We start from the raw sequence: 22634 nt of genomic DNA, 5'->3' as shown, positions 1-22634 counted from the left end.
AAGCAGAAAAATTTAGAATCCTAGAAGCTTACGGAAATAACTAGCGTATGATTGACTAACTGGTACTCTCTCACCATTATCCATCGAAAGTACAAAAGTAGAATGGGTATCAGGATAAATCGCTTTAATATGATTAACATTTACAATAAATGAGCGGTGACATCTAATAAATGAATCTTTAGGAAGCAAGTATTCGAATTCTTGCAGAGAGTATTTATGTGTTCCTGATAACTCTTCTGAATTCACATACGTCTTTTTATCTTTAGCCTCTAAATACATAACCTTTGAAAAAGGAACCGGAATCCAGCCGTCTGTTGTTTTTAAAGTAACGACTGACTTTCCATCCGTTAAAGCTGGATAAATTGCCGTTACGCACCCTTCAAGCTTTCCATTGTTGGAAAATGGTACAGCCATTCCATGATAAGGAATACCAAAAACATCCCGATTCATAAACTCAGAGGTTTTTTGATTCATCACCATCGCTTTATGAGCAATCGTTCCTTCCTTTATGGGATCCCCGGCACTAATCTTTAAATCAATTCGTTTACTTGGCCGATAGTAAATATATTCTTTCGTATTCGAAACAGCAATTGAAATTTCATCTGAAAATAATTCCCCAACAACATCTAGTAATAAACCTAATGTTCTATCTTCCATTCTATTAACACCTCATTCACTATTATACTACTATTATGAACAGGCATCTGTTTCTTTATAAATAGTTTGATTTTAAGTTATTTTTAAAATCAGTTTTATTCACTATTACTTCGTTACTACAAAAAACCTCACTTCAGAAAATTGAGGTTTCCTCTCATACAATATTTCTTTATTTTTTAACGACTATAGAATAAGATTTATTTTTTATTAAGTAAAGTGAATTTAAGAATTTATTGCCCGTATTTCTGTAAAATAGATAAGCCCAAACTGTAAACAGTTTGGGCTTATCTTTCTCATTTATTATGCGCATTTAACCACGAAATTAAATCTTTAAATACTTCATCCTTATTTACTTCATGAAACATTTCATGTCTACCATTTTCATATAAACGTAGTGTCACGTCTTTCACACCACATTTTTTATAGTTTTCATATACTTCTTTTACACCTTTCCCCATATCGCCAACAGGATCACGATCACCAGAGAATATATGTATTGGAAGATTCTTTGGCGTCTTCTTGTATTCTTCTAGTTTATTTACTTCTAATACACCAGAAAATAATTCTCGGTAAAAACTCGTCGTACAAATGAAACCACATAACGGATCCGCAATATATTTATCAACTTGATTATTATCTGAAGATAACCAATCGAATTTTGTACGATTTGGCTTAAAGTTCGAATTGAAGTTTCCGAAAGATAAAAAGTTTAACATTGGACTTTTCGTTTTTGCCCCACGCAACTTCATCTCAATTGTTGCTACTTTATGACCAATAACTCCTAAAAGCCCTGGATTTCCACCTGTTCCTGAAATCAAAAATCCATCGTATAGTTCACCCCTAAGTTGTACAGCACGTCTTGATAAAAAAGAACCCATACTATGTCCTAGTAAAAACAAAGGACTTGACTGCTCTTCTTTTATCCTTTCTGAAACAAAGATAACATCCGATACAACTTGATTCCACCCTATATTTGGTTCAAAATGACCATAATCTTCTTCTCTCTTCACCGTTTTCCCATGACCTTTATGATCATGTGCATAAACACCATAGCCTGCTTCTAATAAAGCATCAATAAAGTCTGTATAAACACCTGCATGTTCTGTCATACCATGTGCAATTTGAATAATCCCTTTCGGTTCACCTTCTGGTAACCACTTACGCAAATAAATTTCCGATCCATCCAATGCCGTAACGAAACTTTCCTGTACGTTCATTTCGTCAGCTCCCAACTCTATTATGTATCTTTAAAAATGAATATCCATTCATTATTCTTACTATGTATTATATGCAATTGCCTTCATTATGACAAATGACTCACTTTTCTAATTAGCTCTTAAATTAATATGTTGACGAACCATCCGTAAAATTATATAGTTACTTACATAAAGTAATTATTATATTTTTGGGAGGTTTCTATTATGATGCCATCACTATTTTTAGCACATGGTTCGCCTATGCTCGCTATTCAAGATACAGACTATACACGATTTTTAAAAACACTTGGAGAAACATATAAACCGAAAGCAATTGTTATTTTCACTGCTCACTGGGAAAGTGAAGTATTAACGATTTCCTCATCAGATAACGAGTATGAAACAATTTATGATTTTGGAGGTTTCCCCCCTGAGTTATACGAAATCAAATATCGTGCGAAAGGCTCTTCTAGCATTGCATCTATGTTAGAAACAAAATTTAAGAACAAAGGTATTCCAGTCCATCATAATATGACGAGAGGTTTAGATCATGGTTCATGGACACTTCTGCACCGCATGTATCCAGAAGCAAATATTCCTGTCGTGCAAATATCAGTAAATCCATTCCTTTCTGCAAAAGAACAATTTGAAATTGGAGAAGCATTTAAAGGACTTGGACAAAAAGATATTTTAGTAATCGGTAGTGGCGTTACCGTTCATAATTTACGAGCACTGAAATGGAATCAAACTACACCTGAAAAATGGGCAATTGAATTTGATGATTGGATTATTAAACATATGCAGAATAACGATAAAGATGCATTGTTTAATTGGGAGAAAAATGCTCCTCATGCACAATTAGCAGTACCAAGAGCAGAGCATTTTGTTCCTTTGTTTATTGCAATGGGAAGTGGCGAGAACAGCGGTGAAGTCATTCACCGTAGTTATGAGCTTGGTACATTAAGCTATCTATGTCTTAAATTTTAAAGAAAAGGATGAAGCAATCATTGCTTCATCCTTTTTTCATTCACTTAGTTAACTAACTTCCAAATGTCGTTTCTCTGATACCTCTTCGTTCTTATTATGAAAATAAACCCAGATACATGCAATAAATAATAGTGATGATGTAGAGAGGAAAACATATTGAAAACCTGCATGCGCTGCAATTTGTCCCCCGAGCACTGGACCAATCATATTTCCTAAAAACTGAAATGATTGATTATATCCAAATATTCGTCCCGTAACATGGGTTGGTGTATGTTGTTTTAGTAGAGTTTGTACGGAAGGTAATAATCCTGCTTGTGCGATACCTAATAAAAATCGAAGAATTAATAGTTGCCAAGCTGAGGTTACAAATGCTTGCGGGATAAAAATAATTCCTGCAGCAAACAACGCTACAACTAACGTTTTTTGAGGACCGATATGATCTGATAATCTTCCTAGTCTTGGTGCTGCTAAAATAACTGCTAATCCTGTTGCTGACATAACTGCTCCCGCAATTGTCTCAATATGTGCAGTATGAGGACCTACTAAATTTTTCACGTACAATGTAACAATTGGTTGAACTGACATATTAGCAAGTTGAATAATAAATGTTGTAACAAACAAACTAATAATTAAATGCTTCGCTGGGACCATCGTCCATACTTTTTTCGGCTGTGTTTTTTTTGCTTGAGCAGAGTGATTTTCTTCATGCAGGAAGAAAAAAACGATGAGAAAGGAAAGGAATAAAAAAGCTCCTGTAACAAGAAAGACATGACGCATTCCAATTAATTCAGACAAATAACCTCCAAGTAACGGGCCAAGTAACGAACCGCTCACACCACCAGTTGAAATTGTGGAAATCGCCCAACCTGAATGTTCTTTCGGAGTTTCTGCTGCAATAAATGTCATCGCTGTTGAAAGGAAACCAGATACTGCTCCCATTAAAAATCGTAGTGCGACTAGTTGATACACATCCGTTACAAACCCCATAAGCGTCATAATAACCGCCATACCGAGGCTAGCACGAATAAGCATCAATTTCCGTCCATGTATATCACCAAGCTTTCCCCATATTGGCGATACGATCGCACCCATTAAAAATGTTACACCAAATGCAAGTCCCGACCACTGTGCAATACTTGAAGTGCCAGTTACTCCTAATTCCTCAATATAAAAAGATAAGAAAGGAATTACTAAACTCATACCGGCTGCAGTGGTAAAACAACCTAGCCAACAAATCATTAAATTTCGTTTCCAGCTGGCCATTTTCACACCTTCTTTCTTTAGATACCCATTCTACACCCTTTCTTGTAAAAAGTTTAGTAATCTGCTTTACTCGTAAGATTTACTACAAAACCCGCTATTTTCTAGTAAAAATCACTACATCTCTACATCATTTTCATAATAAAACCAACTTCCCTAGATGAAGTTGGTTACTTATTATCTATCGGTATTAAACGAGCATTACAATTTCTCTCGTAAAACTCAATGGGACCCGCTTGTCCAATAATCGCATATTCATATCCATTTTGTTTCATATTATATAAACAATGATGCAATAATTCTTTTCCTACACCTGTCACACGATTTTGTTTCGCTACGCCCATTGGACCAAATAATCCTTTCTTTCCTCTCACTACATCGTAACAGGCGAAACCAATTATCACTTCCCCCTGCTGTGCAATATAGATAGGTAACTTTTCATTATATGTCCGAAATCCGTAATCAACCGACTGTAACCACCGTTCACCAAATTCATCCGCCACAAATCGTGATAACTTATCAAAATCAGAAGGTCTAGCTCTTCTTACATGACAAAATAATGTGTTATAAGTAGGTTTAAAACTATTTAAATCAACCGCTAAGTCTCTTGGTGCAGCTGTAATACGTAATATATCTTCTTGCATTTGTGTATGTATAAATTCGCCAATATCTGTATCTACACGAAATAATGCATACATAATATGTCCTTCATTGATTACTACTTGCTGAAAGCGTTCCATACGTTTCTTCGCTATTTGTAAAATTTCTATCGCCTTATAAGATAGCTTATATTGCCCTATTTTTTTATACTCTTGATTATGTAAATCGAATCGTTTTCGTAACGAAAGTTTTTCTGAAAAATCTCGACCGACTTTATGAAACAAATACATATATAACTCAGCGCAAACTCCTGTACCTTCTTTACACATACCTATAAACAGGTGGACCGGGTGAATTATGTTATACTCACTCTCTTCTGCTGCAATCTCCAATATTTTATGCACACGTTTTGTAAATTGAAATTCCTCCATATGTATTTCCATCCCCTACTACTTTACTATTAAACTGTAACCATAAATAATTGAAACAATTACACCCACTACCAATATACCTGGAAGTAAATTTGCCACTTTAATTTTAATAAATCCGAGTAAGTTTAATCCGATAGCAGATATCATAATGCCGCCCGCAGCCGTCATCTCCACTATAAATTGGTTCATTAATTCTTCCGGGACAAAACTATTAATTTGTGTTGCAAAAACTGCAATACCACCTTCATATAAAACAACTGGAATCGCCGAAAATACTACGCCAATGCCTAGAGTTGTCGTTAATATAATAGAAATAAATCCATCGATAATCGCCTTTGTAAATAAAATATCATGATTTCCGCGAATCCCACTGTCAAGTGCACCAAGTATCCCCATCGCACCAATTGCAAAAATTAAAGTAGCTGTTACAAAACCTTCTGATATGCTGCCTTTTCCCTTCAATTCAACTTTATTTTCTAGCCAATACCCTAAATGTTTTAACTTTTCTTCTAATTGTAACCATTCCCCAATTACCGTACCAATCACTAAACTCAGTATGACAACAAGAAAGTTTTCACTTTTTAATGCCATTTGAAGCCCAAGCACAGTAACCGCTAAACCAATTGCGTGCATTATCGTCCCTTTCATACTTTCTGGGATCCTACTAAATAATTTACCAAGTAAAGTACCAAATATAATACAAATTCCATTTACAACTGCTCCTAATATAACCATTTCTCATTCTTCACCCTTCGAATTCTTTATTTCTATATTTTGGTTTATACATTGATTTACAGGTTACCTATATGTTAACTTAATATTGAGAATATTAACAAATGTTTTCCACTACATAACCCGCTATTTTTTTTGTAACTTTAATTACCTTTATATAGATTCAGTTTTAATTTAATTGCGGGATAATATTAAAAGGGAAGGGATATATGAAAACTTTACTAAAACGATTTTTGTTAATAGCCTTTTTCATTACACCGATTGTTTTATTAATCAATTACTCTTTTATTTCAAAAGCAAAAGACAAACCCGATTTACAAAACAAATCTAGTAAAACCGCTTCAAAAAGCGAAAAGAAAATAGAAGACCAAGAAATCACACTCACCTTCTCTGGTGATACAATGTTTGATTGGCAATTACGTCCTATAATCGAAAAGAATGGGGCTGATTACCCATTCCAACATGTAAAAGAAGAAATAAAAAAAGCTGATATTTCTTTTGTGAATTTAGAGTCGGCATTTACAGCGAAAGAAAAGAAAGCACCTGGGCAACTGTTTTGGATTAAAAGTGATCCCTCTACACTACAAGCCATTAAAAACACTGGATATGACATCGTAAATATTGGGAATAACCACACACTTGATTATGGGCAAGATGGATTATTAGATACGATTTCTCACGTAGAAAAATTAAAGCTCCCTTACATTGGAGCCGGAAAAAATGCGAAAGATGCATATACAGCACGAGAAATGACCGTAAAAGGGAAAAAGTTTAAATTTCTTTCCTTCGTTCGATTTATGCCTGATTCTAATTGGGTAGCTGGTGAGAATAAACCTGGCGTTGCGAATGGCTATGATTTAAATCTTGTAACAAAAACAATTAAAGAACAAAAACAAGATGCAGACTATTTAATCGTCTATATGCATTGGGGCGTTGAAAAATCAAACCGTCCGGTAGAATACCAAAAACAATATGTACCTAAAATGGTTGACGCAGGAGCCGACGCGATTGTCGGGAGTCACCCACATTGGTTACAAGGGTTTGAGTATTATAACAAAGTTCCTATCGCTTACTCATTAGGTAACTTTTTATTCCCAAGTTACGTGAGCGGGAAAAGCGCCGAAACTGGCGTATTAACTTTAACTTTTAAAGGAAAGGATGTTCAAATGTCATTCAATCCTTACATCATTCGCAACAACCAAATCTCCCCTATAAATAAGGAAGAAAAGAAAAAAGCTCTACAATATTTACAAACGATTTCAACTGATGTAGAAATTGATGATACAGGGAACATAAAAAACAAACGAAACTAGACAACGCAAGATCTATTTTTCTGTAACATACTTTACAGAATAGGTGATGAACATGCTGAAAAACTTATTAGAAAATGTAAGTTTGTTAGAAAACATTTATAAAATATCTATAGCCGTTCTACTTTTATGTTCATTTTTCTCTGTTAGACTTCTAAAAAAAATAAAACGCGAGCGAAAACTTACTACCTTTGAATTTACTATGTATGTAATCATTCGTATTGCGATACTCTTTTGGTTAACTAGCTTTATCCTTCTTGAATATGGAAAATAATTAGTTTAACTATAAAAAAGATAGAACAAGCAGCATTTCCCTTGCTTGTATCTATCTTTTTTTATTTGGATGCTAACTCTTTCCTTCTATTAAATAAGTAAATCAAACAAAACAGGGTTTTTATTAAGCTCCATAAATTGAATGTTATTTTCTTTAAAACGAGTAATTAATTGCTCATAATCCTCTTTATGTTTCAACTCTACGCCGACTAACGCTGGACCATTTTCTTTATTATGTTTCTTAATGTATTCAAAGCGCGTAATATCATCTTCTGGTCCTAATCCTTTATCAAGAAATTCTCTTAGCGCACCTGAACGCTGCGGGAATTCAATGATGAAGTAATGTTTTAATCCTTCGTAAATGAGCGAACGTTCTTTTATTTCTTGCATTCTATCAATATCGTTATTTCCACCACTTAGCGTACATACAACTGTTTTACCTTTTATTTCATCTCTATATAAATCAAGCGCTGCAATAGATAGGGCACCAGCCGGTTCAGCTACAATTGCATTTTTCTTATACAGTTCTAAAATCGTCGTACAAACTTTTCCCTCTGGTACTAAAACAATGTCATCAATTACATCTTTACAAGTTTCAAATGTTAACTTTCCGACCTTTTTAACAGCTGCCCCATCAACAAAACTATCTATTTTCTCTAATGCGACATTTTCATTTTGAAGAAAGGCCTCTTTCATAGAGGCAGCTCCCATCGGCTCTACACCAATGACTTTTGTAGCAGGACTAACACCTTTTACATATGTACCAACACCTGATGCTAATCCACCACCACCAATTGCTGTAAAGATATAATCCACTGGTTTCTCCATATCATGCATAATTTCAACTGCCACTGTTCCTTGACCAGCAACTACATACGGATCATCAAATGGATGAACGAACGTCATCCTATTTTCTTCACAATAGCGCTGTGCTTCTTGGAACGAACTATCAAATGTATCACCAACTAATACAATTTCCGCAAAATCGCCACCAAAAAACTGTACTTGCGATACTTTTTGTTTAGGTGTCGTTGTCGGCATAAATATCTTTGACGGAATCTTCAATAAATTGCACGTATAAGCAACTCCTTGTGCATGATTACCAGCACTTGCACAAACAACGCCGTTTTGTAATTGTTCTTCCGATAAACTTTGAATTAAATTGTACGCACCACGAATTTTGAAAGAGCGAATCAATTGTAAGTCTTCTCGTTTTACATAAACGTCACAATCATATTTCTCAGATAAAACTGTATCACGTTGTAACGGTGTTTTAATAATGATATCTTTCATGCAATTATGTGCCATTAAGATCTCTTCAATTTTCACTCTCTCCTTTACCTTCTGCACCATTATATATCATCCTTATCTTTTTTAAATTGGCTCAATCAAAATCCGGGATTTTTAGAACTGCACCTGTATTCGCCGATGTTACCATTTGTGCATAACGTCCAAGCCAGCCAGTTTTCACTTTCGGTTCTGGTCTTTTCCACTCTTTTTTACGCTTATTTAATTCTTCATCACTCACTCTTACTTCTAACAATCTTTCCTCAACATCGATACAAACGATATCCCCTTGTTCAAGAAGCGCAATCGTTCCGCCCGCAGCTGCTTCTGGTGAAATATGCCCTACTGAAATACCACGTGAAGCACCCGAGAAACGACCATCCGTTAATAGCGCAACATCTGCACCTAATCCCATACCAGCAATCGCTGACGTTGGTGCTAACATTTCTGGCATACCAGGGCCACCTCTTGGTCCTTCATAACGAATGACAACTACATCTCCTTTTTTCACTTTCCCAAGCATAATGCCAGCAAGTGCCTCATCTTGTGAATTAAAAATAACGCAAGGTCCTTCAAAACGCTTTACCTCTGTTGCACCGCTTTTAATAACAGCTCCATCTTTCGCAAGGTTTCCTTTTAATATACGCAATCCTCCTTCCTCACTATGAGGGTTTTCAAGAGAGTGAATAACTTCCTTATCTTTAATCTCTGCCTCAGCAATATTTTCTCTTAATGTTTGCCCAGTAGCAGTTATTCGATCAAGATGAAGTACTCCTTCTTTCCGGCTCATCTCTTTCAAAATTGCACTAATCCCGCCCGCACGATCAATATCTTCCATATGCCAATTTGAGGCTGGACTTACTTTACATAAATGAGGTACACGTCTTGAAACTGCATCAATACGATTCATATCATAATCTAGTCCTGCCTCTTGTGCGAGTGCTAGCGTATGTAATACTGTATTCGTTGATCCACCCATCGCCATATCAAGTGCAAAAGCATCGTCAATCGCTTCTTCTGTTACAATATCACGCGGCTTAATATCTCTTTCAATTAAAATTTTCAATTTCTCTGCTGCTTGTTTAATTAACTCTTCACGTCTTGGATCAATTGCTAAAATACTCCCGTTACCAGGAAGAGCTAAACCTAACACTTCACATAAACAATTCATAGAGTTCGCGGTAAACATACCCGAACAAGAGCCACAAGATGGACAGCCATGATCTTCAATATCTTTTAATTCTTCTTCTGAAATTTTCCCAGATTGATAAGCTCCTACTCCTTCAAAAACGGAACTTAAATCAACAACTTCTCCTTTAGATGTTTTTCCTGCTGCCATCGGGCCGCCTGAAACAAACACAGTCGGAATGTTAATACGTAGTGCAGCCATCATCATACCAGGTGTAATTTTGTCACAGTTTGGGATACAAATCATGCCGTCAAACCAGTGTGCATTTACAACCGTTTCTACTGAATCTGCAATAATTTCACGACTCGGAAGAGAATAACGCATACCGATATGTCCCATCGCAATACCATCGTCAACTCCAATTGTATTGAATTCGAATGGTACCATACCTGCCGCGCGAACTGCCTCTTTTACAAGTTTCCCAAACTCGTTCAAGTGCTTATGCCCTGGAATAATTTCAATAAAAGAATTACAAATCGCTATGAAAGGTTTATCAAAATCTTCATCTTTCAAACCAGTTGCTTTTAATAAACTACGGTGCGGCGCTTTATCAAAACCTTTTTTAATCATGTCACTTCTCATCTTGTCAAATCCCCTCTTACATATTTTTCATTTATACTCTCTTACTCTATTTCCTTACTAATTCTTTCGGTGCATGAATCCAGCTCATCATTTCACGAAGCTCTACTCCCACTTTTTCTAATTGATGATTTTGTTCTGCTTTTTTCATTGCGTTATACGTCGGACGCCCTGCTTGATTTTCTAAAATCCATTTCTTCGCAAATTCACCTTGCTGAATTTCTGTCAAAACACGCTTCATTTCTTTCTTCGTTTCATCTGTAACAATTCTCGATCCTGTTACATAATCTCCAAACTCTGCCGTATCTGAAATAGAATGGCGCATAGTCGTTAATCCACCTTCGTACATTAAGTCAACAATTAGCTTTAATTCATGCAAACATTCAAAGTATGCAATTTCAGGACGATATCCACCTTCCGTTAACGTTTCGAACCCGGCCTTCACAAGTGCAGTTACCCCGCCGCAAAGTACAGCTTGCTCACCGAATAAATCCGTTTCAGTTTCTTCTTGGAATGTCGTTTCAATTACACCCGCACGTGTACACCCTACACCTTTTGCATACGCAAGTGCTACATGTAATGCTGTTCCCGTTGCATCCTGATGTACTGCGACTAATGCCGGAACACCATTTCCTTCTTGAAATACACGGCGAACGAGATGACCTGGACTTTTTGGCGCAACCATCGCTACATCTACATAACTTGGCGGATTAATTTGTCCGAAGTGAATGTTAAATCCATGTGAGAAAAGTAACATTTGTCCTTCACGAAGATTCTCTTCTACCTCTGCTTTATACACATGAGCTTGCTGTTCATCTGGCAATAACATTTGTACAACTTGTGCGGTTCGAACCGCTTCTGAAACAGACATTACTTCAAACCCATCCGCTTTCGCTACTTCATACGACTTACCAGGACGAACACCAACTACAACTTCTACACCAGAATCACGTAAATTTTGTGCTTGCGCATGACCTTGTGATCCATAGCCAACTACTGCAACAGTTTTCCCTTGTAATAACTCTACATTTGCATCTTTCTCATAATACGTTTTCATATTCCATACACTCCTTATAATTTATTTACTTGCAGAACATCAATTAATTTTTTCAACTGACTAACAAGTAATGTCGCTTCATTTTCAGTACAAACTGCTGTGAGTTTCATTTCAGAAACACCACTAGTATCTCTTTCATTTAAGTGTAAAGAAGAAATATAATAACCACGCCGAGCAAAAACCCCACTTATACGTAATAAGACACTTGGCTCGTTATGAATAACGAGTGAAAAAGTATGACTCATTCTTCCCACCTCTTCATAATCATTTCGTTATTCCCTTTGTTTGGCGGAACCATCGGAAATACGTTTTCACCTTCTTCTACACAAAAATCAACTACGACAGGACCTTCATAAGCAAAAGCTTCTAACATCACTTGTTTCGCCTCGGTTGAATTTGTTGCTCTTAATCCCTTCACTCCATAAGCTTCTGCTACTTTCACAAAATCTGGCGATCCAATTTTTGATTCTGATAAACGATTTTCATAAAACATTTCTTGCCATTGCCTTACCATCCCTAAAAATTTGTTATTTATAATAAATACTTTTACAGGGATGTTATTTTCAGCAATTGTTTGTAGTTCTTGAATGTTCATTTGAAAAGAAGCGTCACCTGCAATACAAATGACAAGTTCTTCTTTTTTAGCTAACTGAGCACCAATTGCTGCTGGAAACCCAAACCCCATCGTACCTAATCCTCCAGAAGTAAGGAACGTCCGAGGTTTTCTTGCTTTATAGAAGTGAGCAGCCCACATTTGATGCTGTCCTACTTCTGTTGTGACAATCGCTTCACCATTCGTTAATTCACTTACTAAGTTGATCACATGCTGTGGTTTTAACTCAGATTCTTTTTGCTTATAAGAAAGTGGATATTCTTCTTTCCATGTCTTTACTTTCTGAAGCCATTCGTCTGTTTGTGTATAAATAGACATATGTAACAACATGTGTAACGCTTTTTTCACATCACCAACAATCGGATGCTCTACAGTTACATTTTTATGAAACTCAGAAGGATCAATATCAATATGTACTTTTTTCGAGTGTGGAGAAAAAAGTTCTAATTTTCCTGTTACACGATCATCGAAGCGAACACCTAATGCAAGTAGTAAATCACATTCTGTTACCGCCATATTAGCAGCGTATGTCCCATGCATACCAAGCATCCCTAGAAACAATGGATCCCCCGGTGGATATGCACCAAGTCCCATTAAAGTTGAAACGACTGGAATACGGTTCTCCCTTGCGAATCCGAAGAGTTCATCGGATCCACCTGAATGAATGACACCTCCTCCAATATAAAGAAGTGGACGCTTTGATTTTGAAATTGCTTTAGCTACCTCTCTAAGTTTCATGCTGTCTGGTACAAGTTCTGGTTTGTACCCCGGAATATCAACTTCTTCATTAAAGAAACTGGTGACTTTTGCATTTTGAACATCTTTTGGAATATCGATTAATACTGGTCCCGGTCGTCCGCTTTTGGCGATGTAAAAAGCTTCTTGCATAACTTGTGATACATGATTTACATCACGAACTTGGTAATTATGCTTCGTAACAGGTACTGTAATTCCGACAACATCCGCTTCTTGAAATCCATCTTTACCAATTAAAGGCGTTGCAACTTGGCCGGTAATGACAACTAAAGGAATCGAATCCATATAAGCGTCTGCTAAGCCCGTAACTAAATTTGTCGCCCCTGGACCAGAGGTAGCAAAGACTACCCCGACTTTTCCAGAAGCTCTCGCATATCCTTCAGCCGCATGAATGGCAGCTTGTTCATGACGAGTTAAAACATGTTTCAAACCACTTTCGTATAACGCATCGTATACTGGTAAAATCGCTCCGCCTGGATAGCCGAAAATGGTCGTTACACCTAATTTCTTTAAACATTGAATCACGTGCCCAGCGCCTGTCATTTCTTCATACTGTAACTTCTCATACGCTGTATACTGCTGCTTCATTTCAATTAACTCCTCTCCTTATTTATGCTAAGCTTTCCGTCAGCCCGGGAACACGTACTCCTCTTTCTCTCGTTAATTTTTTAAATTCTTCAGTCAATTGTTTCGTTACATTTCCTGGTTTCCCATCTCCAATTTCTCTCGAATCAACTTTTACAACTGGAATTAACTCCGCTGCTGTTCCTGTTAAAAATACTTCATCCGCTACATATACATCATGGCGAGTGAATGGTCTTTCCTCACACGGAATACTCAGTCGTTCACATAGCTCGATAACACTATTTCTCGTAATACCTTCTAATGCTCCTAAATAGGATGGCGGGGTTAATACTTTTCCATCTTTCACAACGAAAACATTATCGCCAGAACCTTCACAAACATATCCTTGTTGATTTAACATAAGAGCCTCTAACACTCCTGCTTGTGCCGCTTCAATTTTTACAAGTACGTTATTTAAATAATTCATTGACTTAATACGTGGATCTAACGCGTCTGGCGTATTACGTCTTGATGCAACAGATACAACACTTAACCCATTATCATAAAATTCTTGTGGGAATAAATTTAATTGTTCTGCAATAATAATTACGCTCGGCTTCACACAACTTCTCGGATCGAGCCCTAAGTCACCTTTTCCTCTTGAGACAATTAAGCGAATGTAAGCATCAGCATATTCATTTTTTTGGAGTGTATGTAAAACCGCTTCTTCCATTTCTTCTACCGTCATTGGAATTGTTAGTAAAATAGATTTCGCTGATTCATATAATCGTTTCACATGTTCTTTTAAACAAAATACATTTCCTCCGTAACTACGAATCCCTTCAAATACACCGTCTCCGTATAAAAAACCGTGATCATAAACTGAAACAACTGCCTTTTCTTTTTCTACAAATTCCCCATTCATGTAAATGTACTGGTTTCCCATCTCACATCGCTCCTCTTTTTTCTCTATTTTTGCAACCTATTTCTACATCGATTGCTGAGATGAGTATTTTTAACAGAATATTCAGTATATAAACCTTAAAAATATACTCGTCTCAACAATCGATTACATACATACTTGTAGCGATCCATTGCTGAGACGAGGGAATCGTGGTACCACTCAGCTTCCTTATACTTCTCACGAAATATAAGCTCTGCAAGTCCAATTAGACTTTTGTTTTTCTATCGGGAACAACCCCGCTACTTTTTACTAGTTTTCAAAAGTAGTGCTCCAAGGTGATTTTCAATGAGTGAATCGTTACCACCCTCACAGCCTCGGGGCAGCTCTCTGAAACAATCTTTATCATTTACTCTCCTCTTCTACGCATTCTCTTCTTCTATTTTAAAAAATAAAAACTCTCGCCTCAGCAATCAACTACTACAATTTAGTAGCTTTGATTGCTGAGGCGAGAGTTTCGCGTTACCACTCAGCTTCCTTATACTTCTCACGAAATATAAGCTTTGTAGGTCCAATCAGACCTCCGTCCTTTTACCGGAGACGATGCCGCCGCCCTCTACTCAGTTTCCCTTTCGCAAGCGATGCTCCGAGGTGATCTTCAATGATTCGATTGTTACTACCCTCACAGCCTTGGAGTAGCTCTCTGAAACGATCATAATCATCTACTTTCCTCTTCTTTGCATATACAATATATAAAGTTAGAAAATTCTTAATTAACTTTTATTTGTTACACGTATTATAGGACGTTGTTCTTTTCGTTGTCAACATGTTTTTTCGAAAAAATCAAAATTCATTCTATTTATTTTTTCTCAAATCAAAATTGGAATGCATTACTTACATACACTCATATATTACTTAAGTATGTTTGCATTACTACATAAAGAAAAACTTATAAAGTTTATGAGGAGATGAGGAAACTATGTTAAAAGGGAAAGTAGCGTTAGTTACAGGAGCAAGCCGAGGAATTGGACGAGCGATCGCTAAACGTTTAGCAAATGACGGTGCATTGGTTGCTGTTCATTACGGTAATCGAAAAGATGACGCTGAAGAAACTGTTCATGAAATTCGATCAGATGGTGGCCAAGCTTTTTCTATCGGCGCAAATCTAGAATCCTTACACGGTGTAGAAAACCTTTATAACGCTTTAGATACTGAATTACAAAAGTGCACTGGTGAAACACAATTTGATATTTTAATAAACAATGCTGGCATTGGTCCTGGTGCTTTTATTGAAGAAACGACTGAACAATTTTTTGATAGAATGGTTTCAGTAAATGCAAAAGCTCCATTCTTTATCATTCAACTAGCACTACCACGTTTACGTGACAATAGCCGAATTATTAATATTTCATCCGCTGCCACCCGCATTTCTTTACCTGATTTTGTTGCATATAGTATGACGAAAGGCGCTATTAATACACTGACTTTTACACTAGCAAAACAGCTTGGAGCACGAGGAATAACGGTGAATGCAATACTTCCAGGATTTATTAAAACAGATATGAATGCAGAACTCTTGAGCGACCCAATGATGAAGCAGTACGCTACTACTATTTCCGCTTTCAATCGCTTAGGTGAAGTAGAAGACATTGCCGATACTGCTGCATTTCTTGCTTCTCCAGACAGCCGCTGGGTTACTGGACAATTAATTGATGTGAGCGGAGGATCTTGTTTATAAAAAACATATATTTTCAAATCTTTTTTATTGCGCAATAAAACAATTTATATAATACTATATAAAACATATACATTTAGGAGGATTACAGCAATGTCCGAAAAAACATACGAACTCGCAACCTTCGCAGGCGGTTGCTTTTGGTGCATGGTAAAACCATTTGATGAACTTCCTGGTATTCATAAAGTACTTTCTGGCTATGCAGGAGGTCATGTAGAAAATCCAACATATGAACAAGTAAAAGCTGGAACATCTGGACATTTAGAAGTTGTTCAAATTACATTCGATCCTTCTATTTTTCCTTATCAGAAATTACTAGACTTATATTGGCCACAAATCGATCCAACTGATGATGGCGGACAATTCTTTGACCGTGGTCCATCTTATCGCACTGCTATTTTTTATCATACTGAAACACAAAAAGAGCTTGCTGAAAAATCAAAACAATCTCTTGCAGAAAGCGGTATGTTTAAAGATCCAATCGTAACTGCAATTCGCCCGTCTGCACCTTTTTATGAGGCTGAAGAATACCATCAACATTTCTATAAAAAGAACCCAGAGAAATATGCTACTGAGCAAAAAGAATCTGGCCGTGAAGACTTTATAAAAGAAAATTGGCAAAAAAAATAATAAAAACGCATCGTGCTTTTTTAGTACGATGCGTTTTTATTTTTGATAAAAGTACCATACAATGATGAGAACAACCGCTGTTAATGCCCAAAGCGCTACTTCATTTTTCACTCTACTCTTTTTCTTAGTCATTTCATCTCCTCCTAATAGCAATACAACGTATTCAAGATTTCCTCTGTTTCATTGTCCACCTTATATACATAAATACATCCTTACCAATCCTTATAACAAGACCACAAATGATTCCGATTGCAATTGAAATTATTAACATCTGTACAAAACTAAGAGTAGTTGTGTATGTTATGTAGATAACAATGCATACAAGTAAAACATCCGGTAAAGAAAGCAAAAACTTTTTAAGTATTTCTTCAGCTCTCCTATGTCTTATTTATCTCTTTTGCTGTAGCTTTGAAATAAAATTTATTTGAAAATCCCATTTAGACCTTCATTTTACAGAAAAGAATCCCCCCCTTTTGAAAAGGGATTCTTATGTACATGTTCTATTCCATAATTACTCCTAAAATAGAATAATATTACTAATGATTTGTTGTACATTAACTATTTGCCAGGCAATCGGATGTTGCGCCAACTACCTACATCGCATTGACCGTATGTATTATCACCTACTGCTACCACGGTGCCATCTAATTTTAGACCGACCGTATGCGCACAACCAGCCACTATCGCTACAATATTACGCCAATCGCTTACATTACATTGACCATACTCATTCCACCCGACTGCCACCACGGTACCGTCTGATTTAAGTCCGATTGTATGATTCGTACCAGCTGCTATTGCCATAATATCTTTCCAGCTGCTTACATCACATTGACCAAGTTTATTATTTACCCACTACCAATCTAATTTAAGAGCAACGGTATGACCACAACCCGCTGCTATCGTATCTTTAGACCACCGTTTCGCTTTTAACATTTCTTCTTCCGGTGAAATGTAATTCATATTTACCTCCTTCAAAATAAGCAACTATTTCAAAGAATATCTTTTATCAAACTTTATTTCATTATCAAGACCTAAATCGTAAAAAGTCATAAATAATAAAGAGTGATACATATTAGTCATCGATAATATGTATCACTTTTCACTACTTTTTCCGCAATCTCGCCCTTTAATGGAATAATAGATTACTTATAACTGGTTTGTTGAAATATTATAACCAAAATATTTTTGTTGACTGTGACACTGGTGTCATACTTTAGAATTAAGTTTGAACATCTGAAAGGAGGCATTTTCATTGAAGAAAAATGACCAAAGTGAGAAAGAACAAAATATCAGTCAAGTATCAAATACAGATGTATCTATGATGGAGAACCCGAACCGTTCACCTGTTACAGTTATTGGCTTGGGTCCGATGGGCCAGGCGCTGGCTGGTACATTCCTGATGAACGGCCACCCTACGACATTATGGAACCGAACTGCCGAAAAAGCCGATTATCTTGTTTCTCAGGGGGCGATTCTTTCGAATTCAGTTATCGCCGCGGTCTCTGCAAGTCCCCTGGTGATCATTTGTGTTCTGGACTACAATATCGTCCGTGAAGTCCTTGCCCCTGCGGGAGATGCCCTGAAGGGACGGACACTGGTGAACCTCACTGCCGACTCGCCCAAACGTGCCCGTGAAATGGCCACATGGGCTGCCCAACACGGAGTCGATTACCTCGATGGGGCGATTATGACCCCTACTCCAACCATCGGGACGCCTGCGGCTTCCGTCCTGTATAGTGGACCAGAATCCATCTTTAAGGCCCACCAACCGACCTTGGCAAGCTTGGGTGGCACTACTTCTTATCTTGGGGCGGACCCTGGCCGGGCAGCGGCATATGATGTGGCCCTGCTCGATCTCTTTTGGACATCCATGAGCGGTTACGCTCACGCTCTCGCCCTTGCCACTGCCGAGAATATTCCGGCAAAGGAGTTCGCTGTTTATGCCCAGGGTATCATAGGCATCTTGCCCGACATCATGGCTTATTTAGCAAATGAAGTAGACTCGGGTCACTACCCTGGTGACAAGTCCAATATCATCTCGGCCTCGGCAGGAATGGAGCACATCATCCATGCTGCTCAGCACCACGGCCTCGACGTCAGCGTTCTGAGTGCTGCAATGGCCGTAACCCAGCAGGCCATCAACGAGGGCTACGGAACCGACGGATTCTCTCGCTTGACCGAACTGCTAAAGAAACCGTCTGCATAACATCATAGTCTTCTGTAAAGATCCCGGATTCCGCCATAATCGCGGACTGGGATCTTCAATTATTTCGTTGTTTCAACTAAGAGAATTTCCATTTCTCATTCTTCTTTTATCCGTCATTTGCATGATTTGTTTTTCCAACCGATGCTTTACAACGTCCAATACACTGATTTGTCTGTTAATTTGATCCAGCTTCACTTGATAAGTTTCCAGCATTTCTTCACAAAATTCATAGTCTTCCGGACCATTATCCTCGCATTTCAATATTTCCTCAATTTGTCCCGTTGTCAGCCCCAAACCTAAATAAAGTTGAATAATTCGAATACGTTTGATGGCGGATTCATCGAACTCGCGATAACCATTTTCAAGGCGTACAGCGGTAATTAGATTTTTTTTCTCATAATGCCTTATGGATCGGATACTTGCACCTGTCTTTTTAGACAGCTCACTGATTTTCAATAGAAACGCCTCCCTATTAAATGTTCGAAAATCTTATCTTATAATATGACATTAGTGTTACGGAAAATAATAACATATAGGTTTTTGTTTCATTGAAGTTGTGACGTAAGTGATTCAGTTTTTCAAATAATCGTTCTAAAACTGATTGGGAGATACGGTTATAAGGTTTCGTTTTTGATTTCCGTTTATCTATTGAACTAATTATCCTCTAATAATCATAGTACAGTTAAATTTTTAATCTACTTCTTCAAAAAATAAAAACCTCCAGTTTAAGTACTAGAGGTCTTCCATTTTATTTCTTTAATCGCTCAATAAAATCCTGTAATTTATCAAGTGATTTCATGTTCTGATTACAAGCTACACCATCTTTGCAAATATAGTTTCCTTTTTTTACGAAAGTTCCTGGTACATCGCCTTTAATTTCAACTAAAAACATCCCAACTTCTTCATGTCCATGACATAACGAACAAATGCTTTTTTTATTTAAACTTTGGAACGTTCCTTGCAGACCAACAAATTTATTTTTATCATTTTTCGCTATAATAAATTTCCTGCTTGATCCCTTATCAATCCAGCTTAAATAAGATATTTCTTTCATATCTATTTCTTCCATATCAGGAAGTTTTAACTTTTTCGCTTTAGGAAACAATTTTTTTAATGTTTGTGCTGTAACTTCTTGAAACGGAATTACATACGGATTTATTTTCATTAAAAATGATTCTGCATCTTCTCTATTTTGAACTGTTAATACCGTATCAATTAACTCTTTCTGTTCATCCGTTAAATTCTCAAATACATGTATTATCTTTTCAATCGCAAGCGATTTTAACGCTTGAATTACACCTCTATCATTTGCGGTTGCATGCCCGTTTGCTAAAATATAAGCTTGTGATTTTATAAAATTATATTGATCACTTCTAATAAACGCTTCCATCTTTATCACTCCATACAAATTGTTGATCTAGTTTTATTGTATACAATGATTACGTTTTTTGATATGTAAAAGATAACTTAGAAACAAACATTACATATATCACTTATTCTCTACCGCTGCATTTCCTGACAAAAGAAGCCATCATCTGCTTTCCATTCCGCATATAATACGTCTTCAAATTTAGTAATTCCTTTTTGCTTTATTTGTTTATAAAGCCACCCTTCATCAAATCCTGCTTCCCTCAAATTATCCTTAACTACTTTCCCATCACTAATTAATGAAATTGGTAAGTATACAGGCTTATGTTTTAAACTTAAATCATTTATAGTAGGAGATTCGTATTTACTTTTTTTCAGAACGCTTATGTTTCCATTAGGTTCCAATATCATATATTCAACTTCTCGGATTGAAAATATATCTTTTTGTTGTCTTAACATTTGTTGTAATTGGTTAATATCCAAATGATTTGATTTTAATTGTTCTCTATCAATATGCCCATTACGAATGATAATAGAAGGGTATCCTTCAAAGAACTTTCTTGTCCTTCTAAATTTTTGTGTTATTGCTTCTATTGCGTAAATTAATATTACCCATACAAAAACAGCGTATAAAATAGACCATACTCTCACCTCAGGATCATATACAGTGTTTCCAACTAGTTCTCCGATTACAATCGCAGAAATAAAATCAAAAGGGGTTAGCTGTGATATTTGTGTTTTCCCTAATATTTTAGTAGCAATTAATAAAACAAAAAAACCAACAAAAAGTTCTATCGTTATTTGTCCAAGATGATTCATATATTTTCACCTTTCTGTAATATGAAATATAAAGTTTTTATTCCTATTCACATTTCTATACAATACTATTGCGATTCATTTTTTCTATTATCATGCCCATTCACACCCTATATATCCAATACATACAAAGCAAAAAGAGTCTAGTTCAAAATAATATTTGAACTAGACTCTTTTATGCTCATTTAGAATATACAATCTTTTTAATCGTTTCCCCAGAAAGAAAATATTCTTCTGCAAGTTGATGAATAGCAATCCCACTTTTAAACGCTTCTTTAATCGCTTTATTTCTTTCATCTAGTTGTTTTCTTCCGCCAGATCGTGTACCCCATTTATAATGTTTCGTTTCTTGTTTCGGAATATAAATTGTTTCACCTTGTATATACTTTTGAATTTCAGTAATTAAACTTTCTGGTAAAACCGTCGCGGCTTTAACGTATTTCATTTCTGCTCGCCCCTTATTTTTTATAGTTCATTTCAATAAGGTGCAAAGCCAAATATAAAAAATGATACGAGCTCATTTAGGCGATTGTATATTACTTGTCTACCTCACGCAAAGTATCGCCATTTCCATACTTGGCTTTGCATGAGACGTTGCAGTGTCTGGCAATTGAATTGTAATCGCCATTTAAACACCTCCTAATATACCTTTTGCATTTTATTATATGATAAATCCCTTCCCCTTGCATCCACATCCTTTTTAAAGCGTGAAATTACTTAATTTGATATAATACTTATTAATTGAATCAAAAATCATTGTGAGGTTACATTATGAGGAAAAAAATTATCATTACAACCGTTACACTATTCTTTATTATCACGGCATTATTTGGAACATACAAATTGATGAACGCAAGAAGCTTTCAATTATTTGGAGATTTAACACAACGCGTAGAAACAAATGAAAAAGTGATTGCTTTAACTTTTGATGATGGCCCTACTAACAATGTAAAACAAATATTACCGCTACTAGATAAATACAACGCTAAAGCTACTTTCTTTTTAATTGGAAATGAATTAGAGAAAAATTTATCGTTAGGAGAAGCTATTGCGCAATCTGGGCACCAACTTGGAAACCATACATATTCTCATAATAGAATGGTTTTCAAAACACCTTCTTTCATTAAAGGTGAAATAGAAAAAACGAATTCATTAATCCGCCAAACAGGATTTACAGACGAAATTGATTTTAGGCCTCCTAACGGGAAAAAATTAATTGGACTACCCTATTATTTAAATAAAAATAATATCGAAACGATTATATGGGATCTTGAGCCCGATACTTTTTATAAATCTACGGCTGATAAAATTGAATATGTTAATAAAAATGTAAAACCAGGTTCTATCATTTTATTGCATTCTATGTATGATGAGTCTAATGAAAATTTACAAACGATTGAAGGTATTTTAGATTCTTTATCTAAGAAGGGCTATCAGTTCGTAACAGTAAATGAATTGCAAAAAAGAGCAAAATAAAAAGGTAG

Annotated in this window: 23 protein-coding genes, 1 pseudogene and 1 other annotated feature; of the genes and pseudogenes, 7 read left to right on the top strand and 17 right to left on the bottom strand. The window is 36.2% G+C overall.

Features of this window, described 5'->3' with window-relative positions; translation table 11 throughout:
* Positions 1-12 precede the first annotated feature (12 nt).
* On the bottom strand, positions 13-657 hold the full coding sequence (locus ACTFRH_RS05420) for a LytTR family DNA-binding domain-containing protein (RefSeq protein ID WP_000390207.1): 645 nt from the start codon (positions 655-657) through the stop codon (positions 13-15).
* A 293-nt stretch (positions 658-950) separates the two neighbouring features.
* Complete coding sequence (locus ACTFRH_RS05415) at positions 951-1874, bottom strand: alpha/beta fold hydrolase (RefSeq protein ID WP_001102594.1); 924 nt, start codon at positions 1872-1874, stop codon at positions 951-953.
* A gap of 204 nt (positions 1875-2078) precedes the next feature.
* Between ACTFRH_RS05415 and ACTFRH_RS05410 the strand changes: the two genes are divergently transcribed.
* On the top strand, positions 2079-2840 hold the full coding sequence (locus ACTFRH_RS05410; protein ID WP_000982906.1) for a DODA-type extradiol aromatic ring-opening family dioxygenase: 762 nt from the start codon (positions 2079-2081) through the stop codon (positions 2838-2840).
* 48 nt (positions 2841-2888) lie between these two features.
* On the opposite strand, the gene ACTFRH_RS05405 is transcribed toward ACTFRH_RS05410, so the two are convergent.
* From ACTFRH_RS05405 to ACTFRH_RS05395, 3 genes are all read right to left on the bottom strand, one after another.
* Complete coding sequence (locus ACTFRH_RS05405; RefSeq protein ID WP_000179321.1) at positions 2889-4103, bottom strand: multidrug efflux MFS transporter; 1215 nt, start codon at positions 4101-4103, stop codon at positions 2889-2891.
* Between the two features lie 167 nt (positions 4104-4270).
* A complete protein-coding gene (locus tag ACTFRH_RS05400; RefSeq protein ID WP_000390848.1) occupies positions 4271-5131 on the bottom strand; it encodes a GNAT family N-acetyltransferase in 861 nt (286 codons plus the stop codon).
* Between the two features lie 18 nt (positions 5132-5149).
* The gene (locus ACTFRH_RS05395) at positions 5150-5866 is read right to left on the bottom strand and encodes a DUF554 domain-containing protein (RefSeq protein ID WP_000236037.1); all 717 of its coding nucleotides are present in this window, start codon (positions 5864-5866) and stop codon (positions 5150-5152) included.
* A 206-nt stretch (positions 5867-6072) separates the two neighbouring features.
* Here ACTFRH_RS05395 and ACTFRH_RS05390 point away from each other — a divergent pair, with 206 nt between their 5' ends.
* Complete coding sequence (locus tag ACTFRH_RS05390; protein WP_000854530.1) at positions 6073-7176, top strand: CapA family protein; 1104 nt, start codon at positions 6073-6075, stop codon at positions 7174-7176.
* Positions 7177-7228: 52 nt separating this feature from the next.
* Positions 7229-7447, top strand: coding sequence for a hypothetical protein (locus ACTFRH_RS05385; protein WP_000916801.1), 219 nt, complete (start codon positions 7229-7231; stop codon positions 7445-7447).
* 89 nt (positions 7448-7536) lie between these two features.
* Here ACTFRH_RS05385 and ilvA read toward each other — a convergent pair whose 3' ends face one another.
* The 6 genes from ilvA to ilvE are packed head-to-tail and all read right to left on the bottom strand — an operon-like array spanning position 7537 to position 14437.
* A complete protein-coding gene (gene ilvA / locus ACTFRH_RS05380; protein ID WP_000250358.1) occupies positions 7537-8799 on the bottom strand; it encodes a threonine ammonia-lyase IlvA in 1263 nt (420 codons plus the stop codon).
* 31 nt (positions 8800-8830) lie between these two features.
* Positions 8831-10504, bottom strand: a complete 1674-nt coding sequence (gene ilvD, locus ACTFRH_RS05375) for a dihydroxy-acid dehydratase (protein WP_001255812.1) — start codon at positions 10502-10504, stop codon at positions 8831-8833.
* 46 nt (positions 10505-10550) lie between these two features.
* A complete protein-coding gene (ilvC, locus tag ACTFRH_RS05370) occupies positions 10551-11558 on the bottom strand; it encodes a ketol-acid reductoisomerase (RefSeq protein WP_000861145.1) in 1008 nt (335 codons plus the stop codon).
* Positions 11559-11572: 14 nt separating this feature from the next.
* Positions 11573-11803 carry an ACT domain-containing protein gene (locus ACTFRH_RS05365; protein WP_002163928.1) on the bottom strand — a complete coding sequence of 77 codons (231 nt, stop codon included), beginning with the start codon at positions 11801-11803 and terminating at the stop codon, positions 11573-11575.
* On the bottom strand, positions 11800-13515 hold the full coding sequence (gene ilvB, locus ACTFRH_RS05360; RefSeq protein ID WP_000813476.1) for an acetolactate synthase large subunit: 1716 nt from the start codon (positions 13513-13515) through the stop codon (positions 11800-11802). Before ilvB ends, ACTFRH_RS05365 begins: the two co-directional genes overlap by 4 nt.
* A gap of 22 nt (positions 13516-13537) precedes the next feature.
* Positions 13538-14437, bottom strand: a complete 900-nt coding sequence (gene ilvE, locus ACTFRH_RS05355; RefSeq protein WP_046945413.1) for a branched-chain-amino-acid transaminase — start codon at positions 14435-14437, stop codon at positions 13538-13540.
* Positions 14438-14586: 149 nt separating this feature from the next.
* Positions 14587-14826, bottom strand: a binding site (T-box leader).
* Between the two features lie 545 nt (positions 14827-15371).
* Between ilvE and ACTFRH_RS05350 the strand changes: the two genes are divergently transcribed.
* Positions 15372-16130 carry an SDR family oxidoreductase gene (locus ACTFRH_RS05350; protein ID WP_000911806.1) on the top strand — a complete coding sequence of 253 codons (759 nt, stop codon included), beginning with the start codon at positions 15372-15374 and terminating at the stop codon, positions 16128-16130.
* A gap of 90 nt (positions 16131-16220) precedes the next feature.
* Positions 16221-16757 (top strand): peptide-methionine (S)-S-oxide reductase MsrA, encoded by a 537-nt coding sequence (gene msrA / locus ACTFRH_RS05345; protein WP_001291891.1) that lies wholly within the window; start codon positions 16221-16223, stop codon positions 16755-16757.
* A 163-nt stretch (positions 16758-16920) separates the two neighbouring features.
* On the opposite strand, the gene ACTFRH_RS05340 is transcribed toward msrA, so the two are convergent.
* Positions 16921-17121: a hypothetical protein gene (locus ACTFRH_RS05340; RefSeq protein WP_033672568.1), complete on the bottom strand. Its 201-nt coding sequence runs from the start codon at positions 17119-17121 to the stop codon at positions 16921-16923.
* Between the two features lie 194 nt (positions 17122-17315).
* A pseudogene (locus ACTFRH_RS05335) lies at positions 17316-17606 on the bottom strand (chromosome condensation regulator); the annotation flags it as partial.
* A gap of 475 nt (positions 17607-18081) precedes the next feature.
* Between ACTFRH_RS05335 and ACTFRH_RS05330 the strand changes: the two are divergent.
* The gene (locus tag ACTFRH_RS05330) at positions 18082-18966 is read left to right on the top strand and encodes an NAD(P)-dependent oxidoreductase (RefSeq protein ID WP_050552471.1); all 885 of its coding nucleotides are present in this window, start codon (positions 18082-18084) and stop codon (positions 18964-18966) included.
* Between the two features lie 72 nt (positions 18967-19038).
* Here ACTFRH_RS05330 and ACTFRH_RS05325 read toward each other — a convergent pair whose 3' ends face one another.
* The 4 genes from ACTFRH_RS05325 to ACTFRH_RS05310 form a co-directional block, all read right to left on the bottom strand.
* The gene (locus ACTFRH_RS05325; protein WP_000703061.1) at positions 19039-19422 is read right to left on the bottom strand and encodes a MerR family transcriptional regulator; all 384 of its coding nucleotides are present in this window, start codon (positions 19420-19422) and stop codon (positions 19039-19041) included.
* Positions 19423-19714: 292 nt separating this feature from the next.
* Positions 19715-20356, bottom strand: a complete 642-nt coding sequence (locus ACTFRH_RS05320) for a FusB/FusC family EF-G-binding protein (protein WP_000387065.1) — start codon at positions 20354-20356, stop codon at positions 19715-19717.
* 110 nt (positions 20357-20466) lie between these two features.
* Complete coding sequence (locus ACTFRH_RS05315) at positions 20467-21153, bottom strand: DUF421 domain-containing protein (protein ID WP_001015963.1); 687 nt, start codon at positions 21151-21153, stop codon at positions 20467-20469.
* Between the two features lie 178 nt (positions 21154-21331).
* Positions 21332-21595 (bottom strand): CD3324 family protein, encoded by a 264-nt coding sequence (locus ACTFRH_RS05310; protein WP_000878308.1) that lies wholly within the window; start codon positions 21593-21595, stop codon positions 21332-21334.
* Positions 21596-21921: 326 nt separating this feature from the next.
* Here ACTFRH_RS05310 and ACTFRH_RS05305 point away from each other — a divergent pair, with 326 nt between their 5' ends.
* The gene (locus ACTFRH_RS05305) at positions 21922-22626 is read left to right on the top strand and encodes a polysaccharide deacetylase family protein (protein WP_001227583.1); all 705 of its coding nucleotides are present in this window, start codon (positions 21922-21924) and stop codon (positions 22624-22626) included.
* Positions 22627-22634: the final 8 nt, after the last annotated feature.

Source organism: Bacillus cereus group sp. MYBK216-1, assembly GCF_051916495.1.
Taxonomy (GTDB): Bacteria; Bacillota; Bacilli; order Bacillales; family Bacillaceae_G; genus Bacillus_A; species Bacillus_A thuringiensis_K.
Note: the sequence above shows the minus strand (reverse complement) of the source record. Positions and strands in the feature narration are given on the sequence as shown.

Bases quoted from the DNA above. Each gene is read 5' to 3' on its own strand.
- ACTFRH_RS05350 (WP_000911806.1), top strand. From the start codon at position 15,372: ATGTTAAAAGGGAAAGTAGCGTTAGTTACAGGAGCAAGCCGAGGAATT.
- ACTFRH_RS05395 (WP_000236037.1), bottom strand. From the start codon at position 5,866: ATGGTTATATTAGGAGCAGTTGTAAATGGAATTTGTATTATATTTGGT.
- ACTFRH_RS05315 (WP_001015963.1), bottom strand. From the start codon at position 21,153: ATGAATCATCTTGGACAAATAACGATAGAACTTTTTGTTGGTTTTTTT.
- ACTFRH_RS05410 (WP_000982906.1), top strand. From the start codon at position 2,079: ATGATGCCATCACTATTTTTAGCACATGGTTCGCCTATGCTCGCTATT.
- ilvD (WP_001255812.1), bottom strand. From the start codon at position 10,504: ATGAGAAGTGACATGATTAAAAAAGGTTTTGATAAAGCGCCGCACCGT.
- ACTFRH_RS05320 (WP_000387065.1), bottom strand. From the start codon at position 20,356: ATGGAAGCGTTTATTAGAAGTGATCAATATAATTTTATAAAATCACAA.
- ilvA (WP_000250358.1), bottom strand. From the start codon at position 8,799: ATGGTGCAGAAGGTAAAGGAGAGAGTGAAAATTGAAGAGATCTTAATG.
- ACTFRH_RS05310 (WP_000878308.1), bottom strand. From the start codon at position 21,595: ATGAAATACGTTAAAGCCGCGACGGTTTTACCAGAAAGTTTAATTACT.
- ilvE (WP_046945413.1), bottom strand. From the start codon at position 14,437: ATGGGAAACCAGTACATTTACATGAATGGGGAATTTGTAGAAAAAGAA.
- ilvC (WP_000861145.1), bottom strand. From the start codon at position 11,558: ATGAAAACGTATTATGAGAAAGATGCAAATGTAGAGTTATTACAAGGG.
- ACTFRH_RS05420 (WP_000390207.1), bottom strand. From the start codon at position 657: ATGGAAGATAGAACATTAGGTTTATTACTAGATGTTGTTGGGGAATTA.
- ACTFRH_RS05415 (WP_001102594.1), bottom strand. From the start codon at position 1,874: ATGAACGTACAGGAAAGTTTCGTTACGGCATTGGATGGATCGGAAATT.
- ACTFRH_RS05305 (WP_001227583.1), top strand. From the start codon at position 21,922: ATGAGGAAAAAAATTATCATTACAACCGTTACACTATTCTTTATTATC.
- ACTFRH_RS05400 (WP_000390848.1), bottom strand. From the start codon at position 5,131: ATGGAGGAATTTCAATTTACAAAACGTGTGCATAAAATATTGGAGATT.
- ACTFRH_RS05405 (WP_000179321.1), bottom strand. From the start codon at position 4,103: ATGGCCAGCTGGAAACGAAATTTAATGATTTGTTGGCTAGGTTGTTTT.
- ilvB (WP_000813476.1), bottom strand. From the start codon at position 13,515: ATGAAGCAGCAGTATACAGCGTATGAGAAGTTACAGTATGAAGAAATG.
- ACTFRH_RS05385 (WP_000916801.1), top strand. From the start codon at position 7,229: ATGCTGAAAAACTTATTAGAAAATGTAAGTTTGTTAGAAAACATTTAT.
- ACTFRH_RS05390 (WP_000854530.1), top strand. From the start codon at position 6,073: ATGAAAACTTTACTAAAACGATTTTTGTTAATAGCCTTTTTCATTACA.
- ACTFRH_RS05330 (WP_050552471.1), top strand. From the start codon at position 18,082: ATGGAGAACCCGAACCGTTCACCTGTTACAGTTATTGGCTTGGGTCCG.
- msrA (WP_001291891.1), top strand. From the start codon at position 16,221: ATGTCCGAAAAAACATACGAACTCGCAACCTTCGCAGGCGGTTGCTTT.
- ACTFRH_RS05365 (WP_002163928.1), bottom strand. From the start codon at position 11,803: ATGAGTCATACTTTTTCACTCGTTATTCATAACGAGCCAAGTGTCTTA.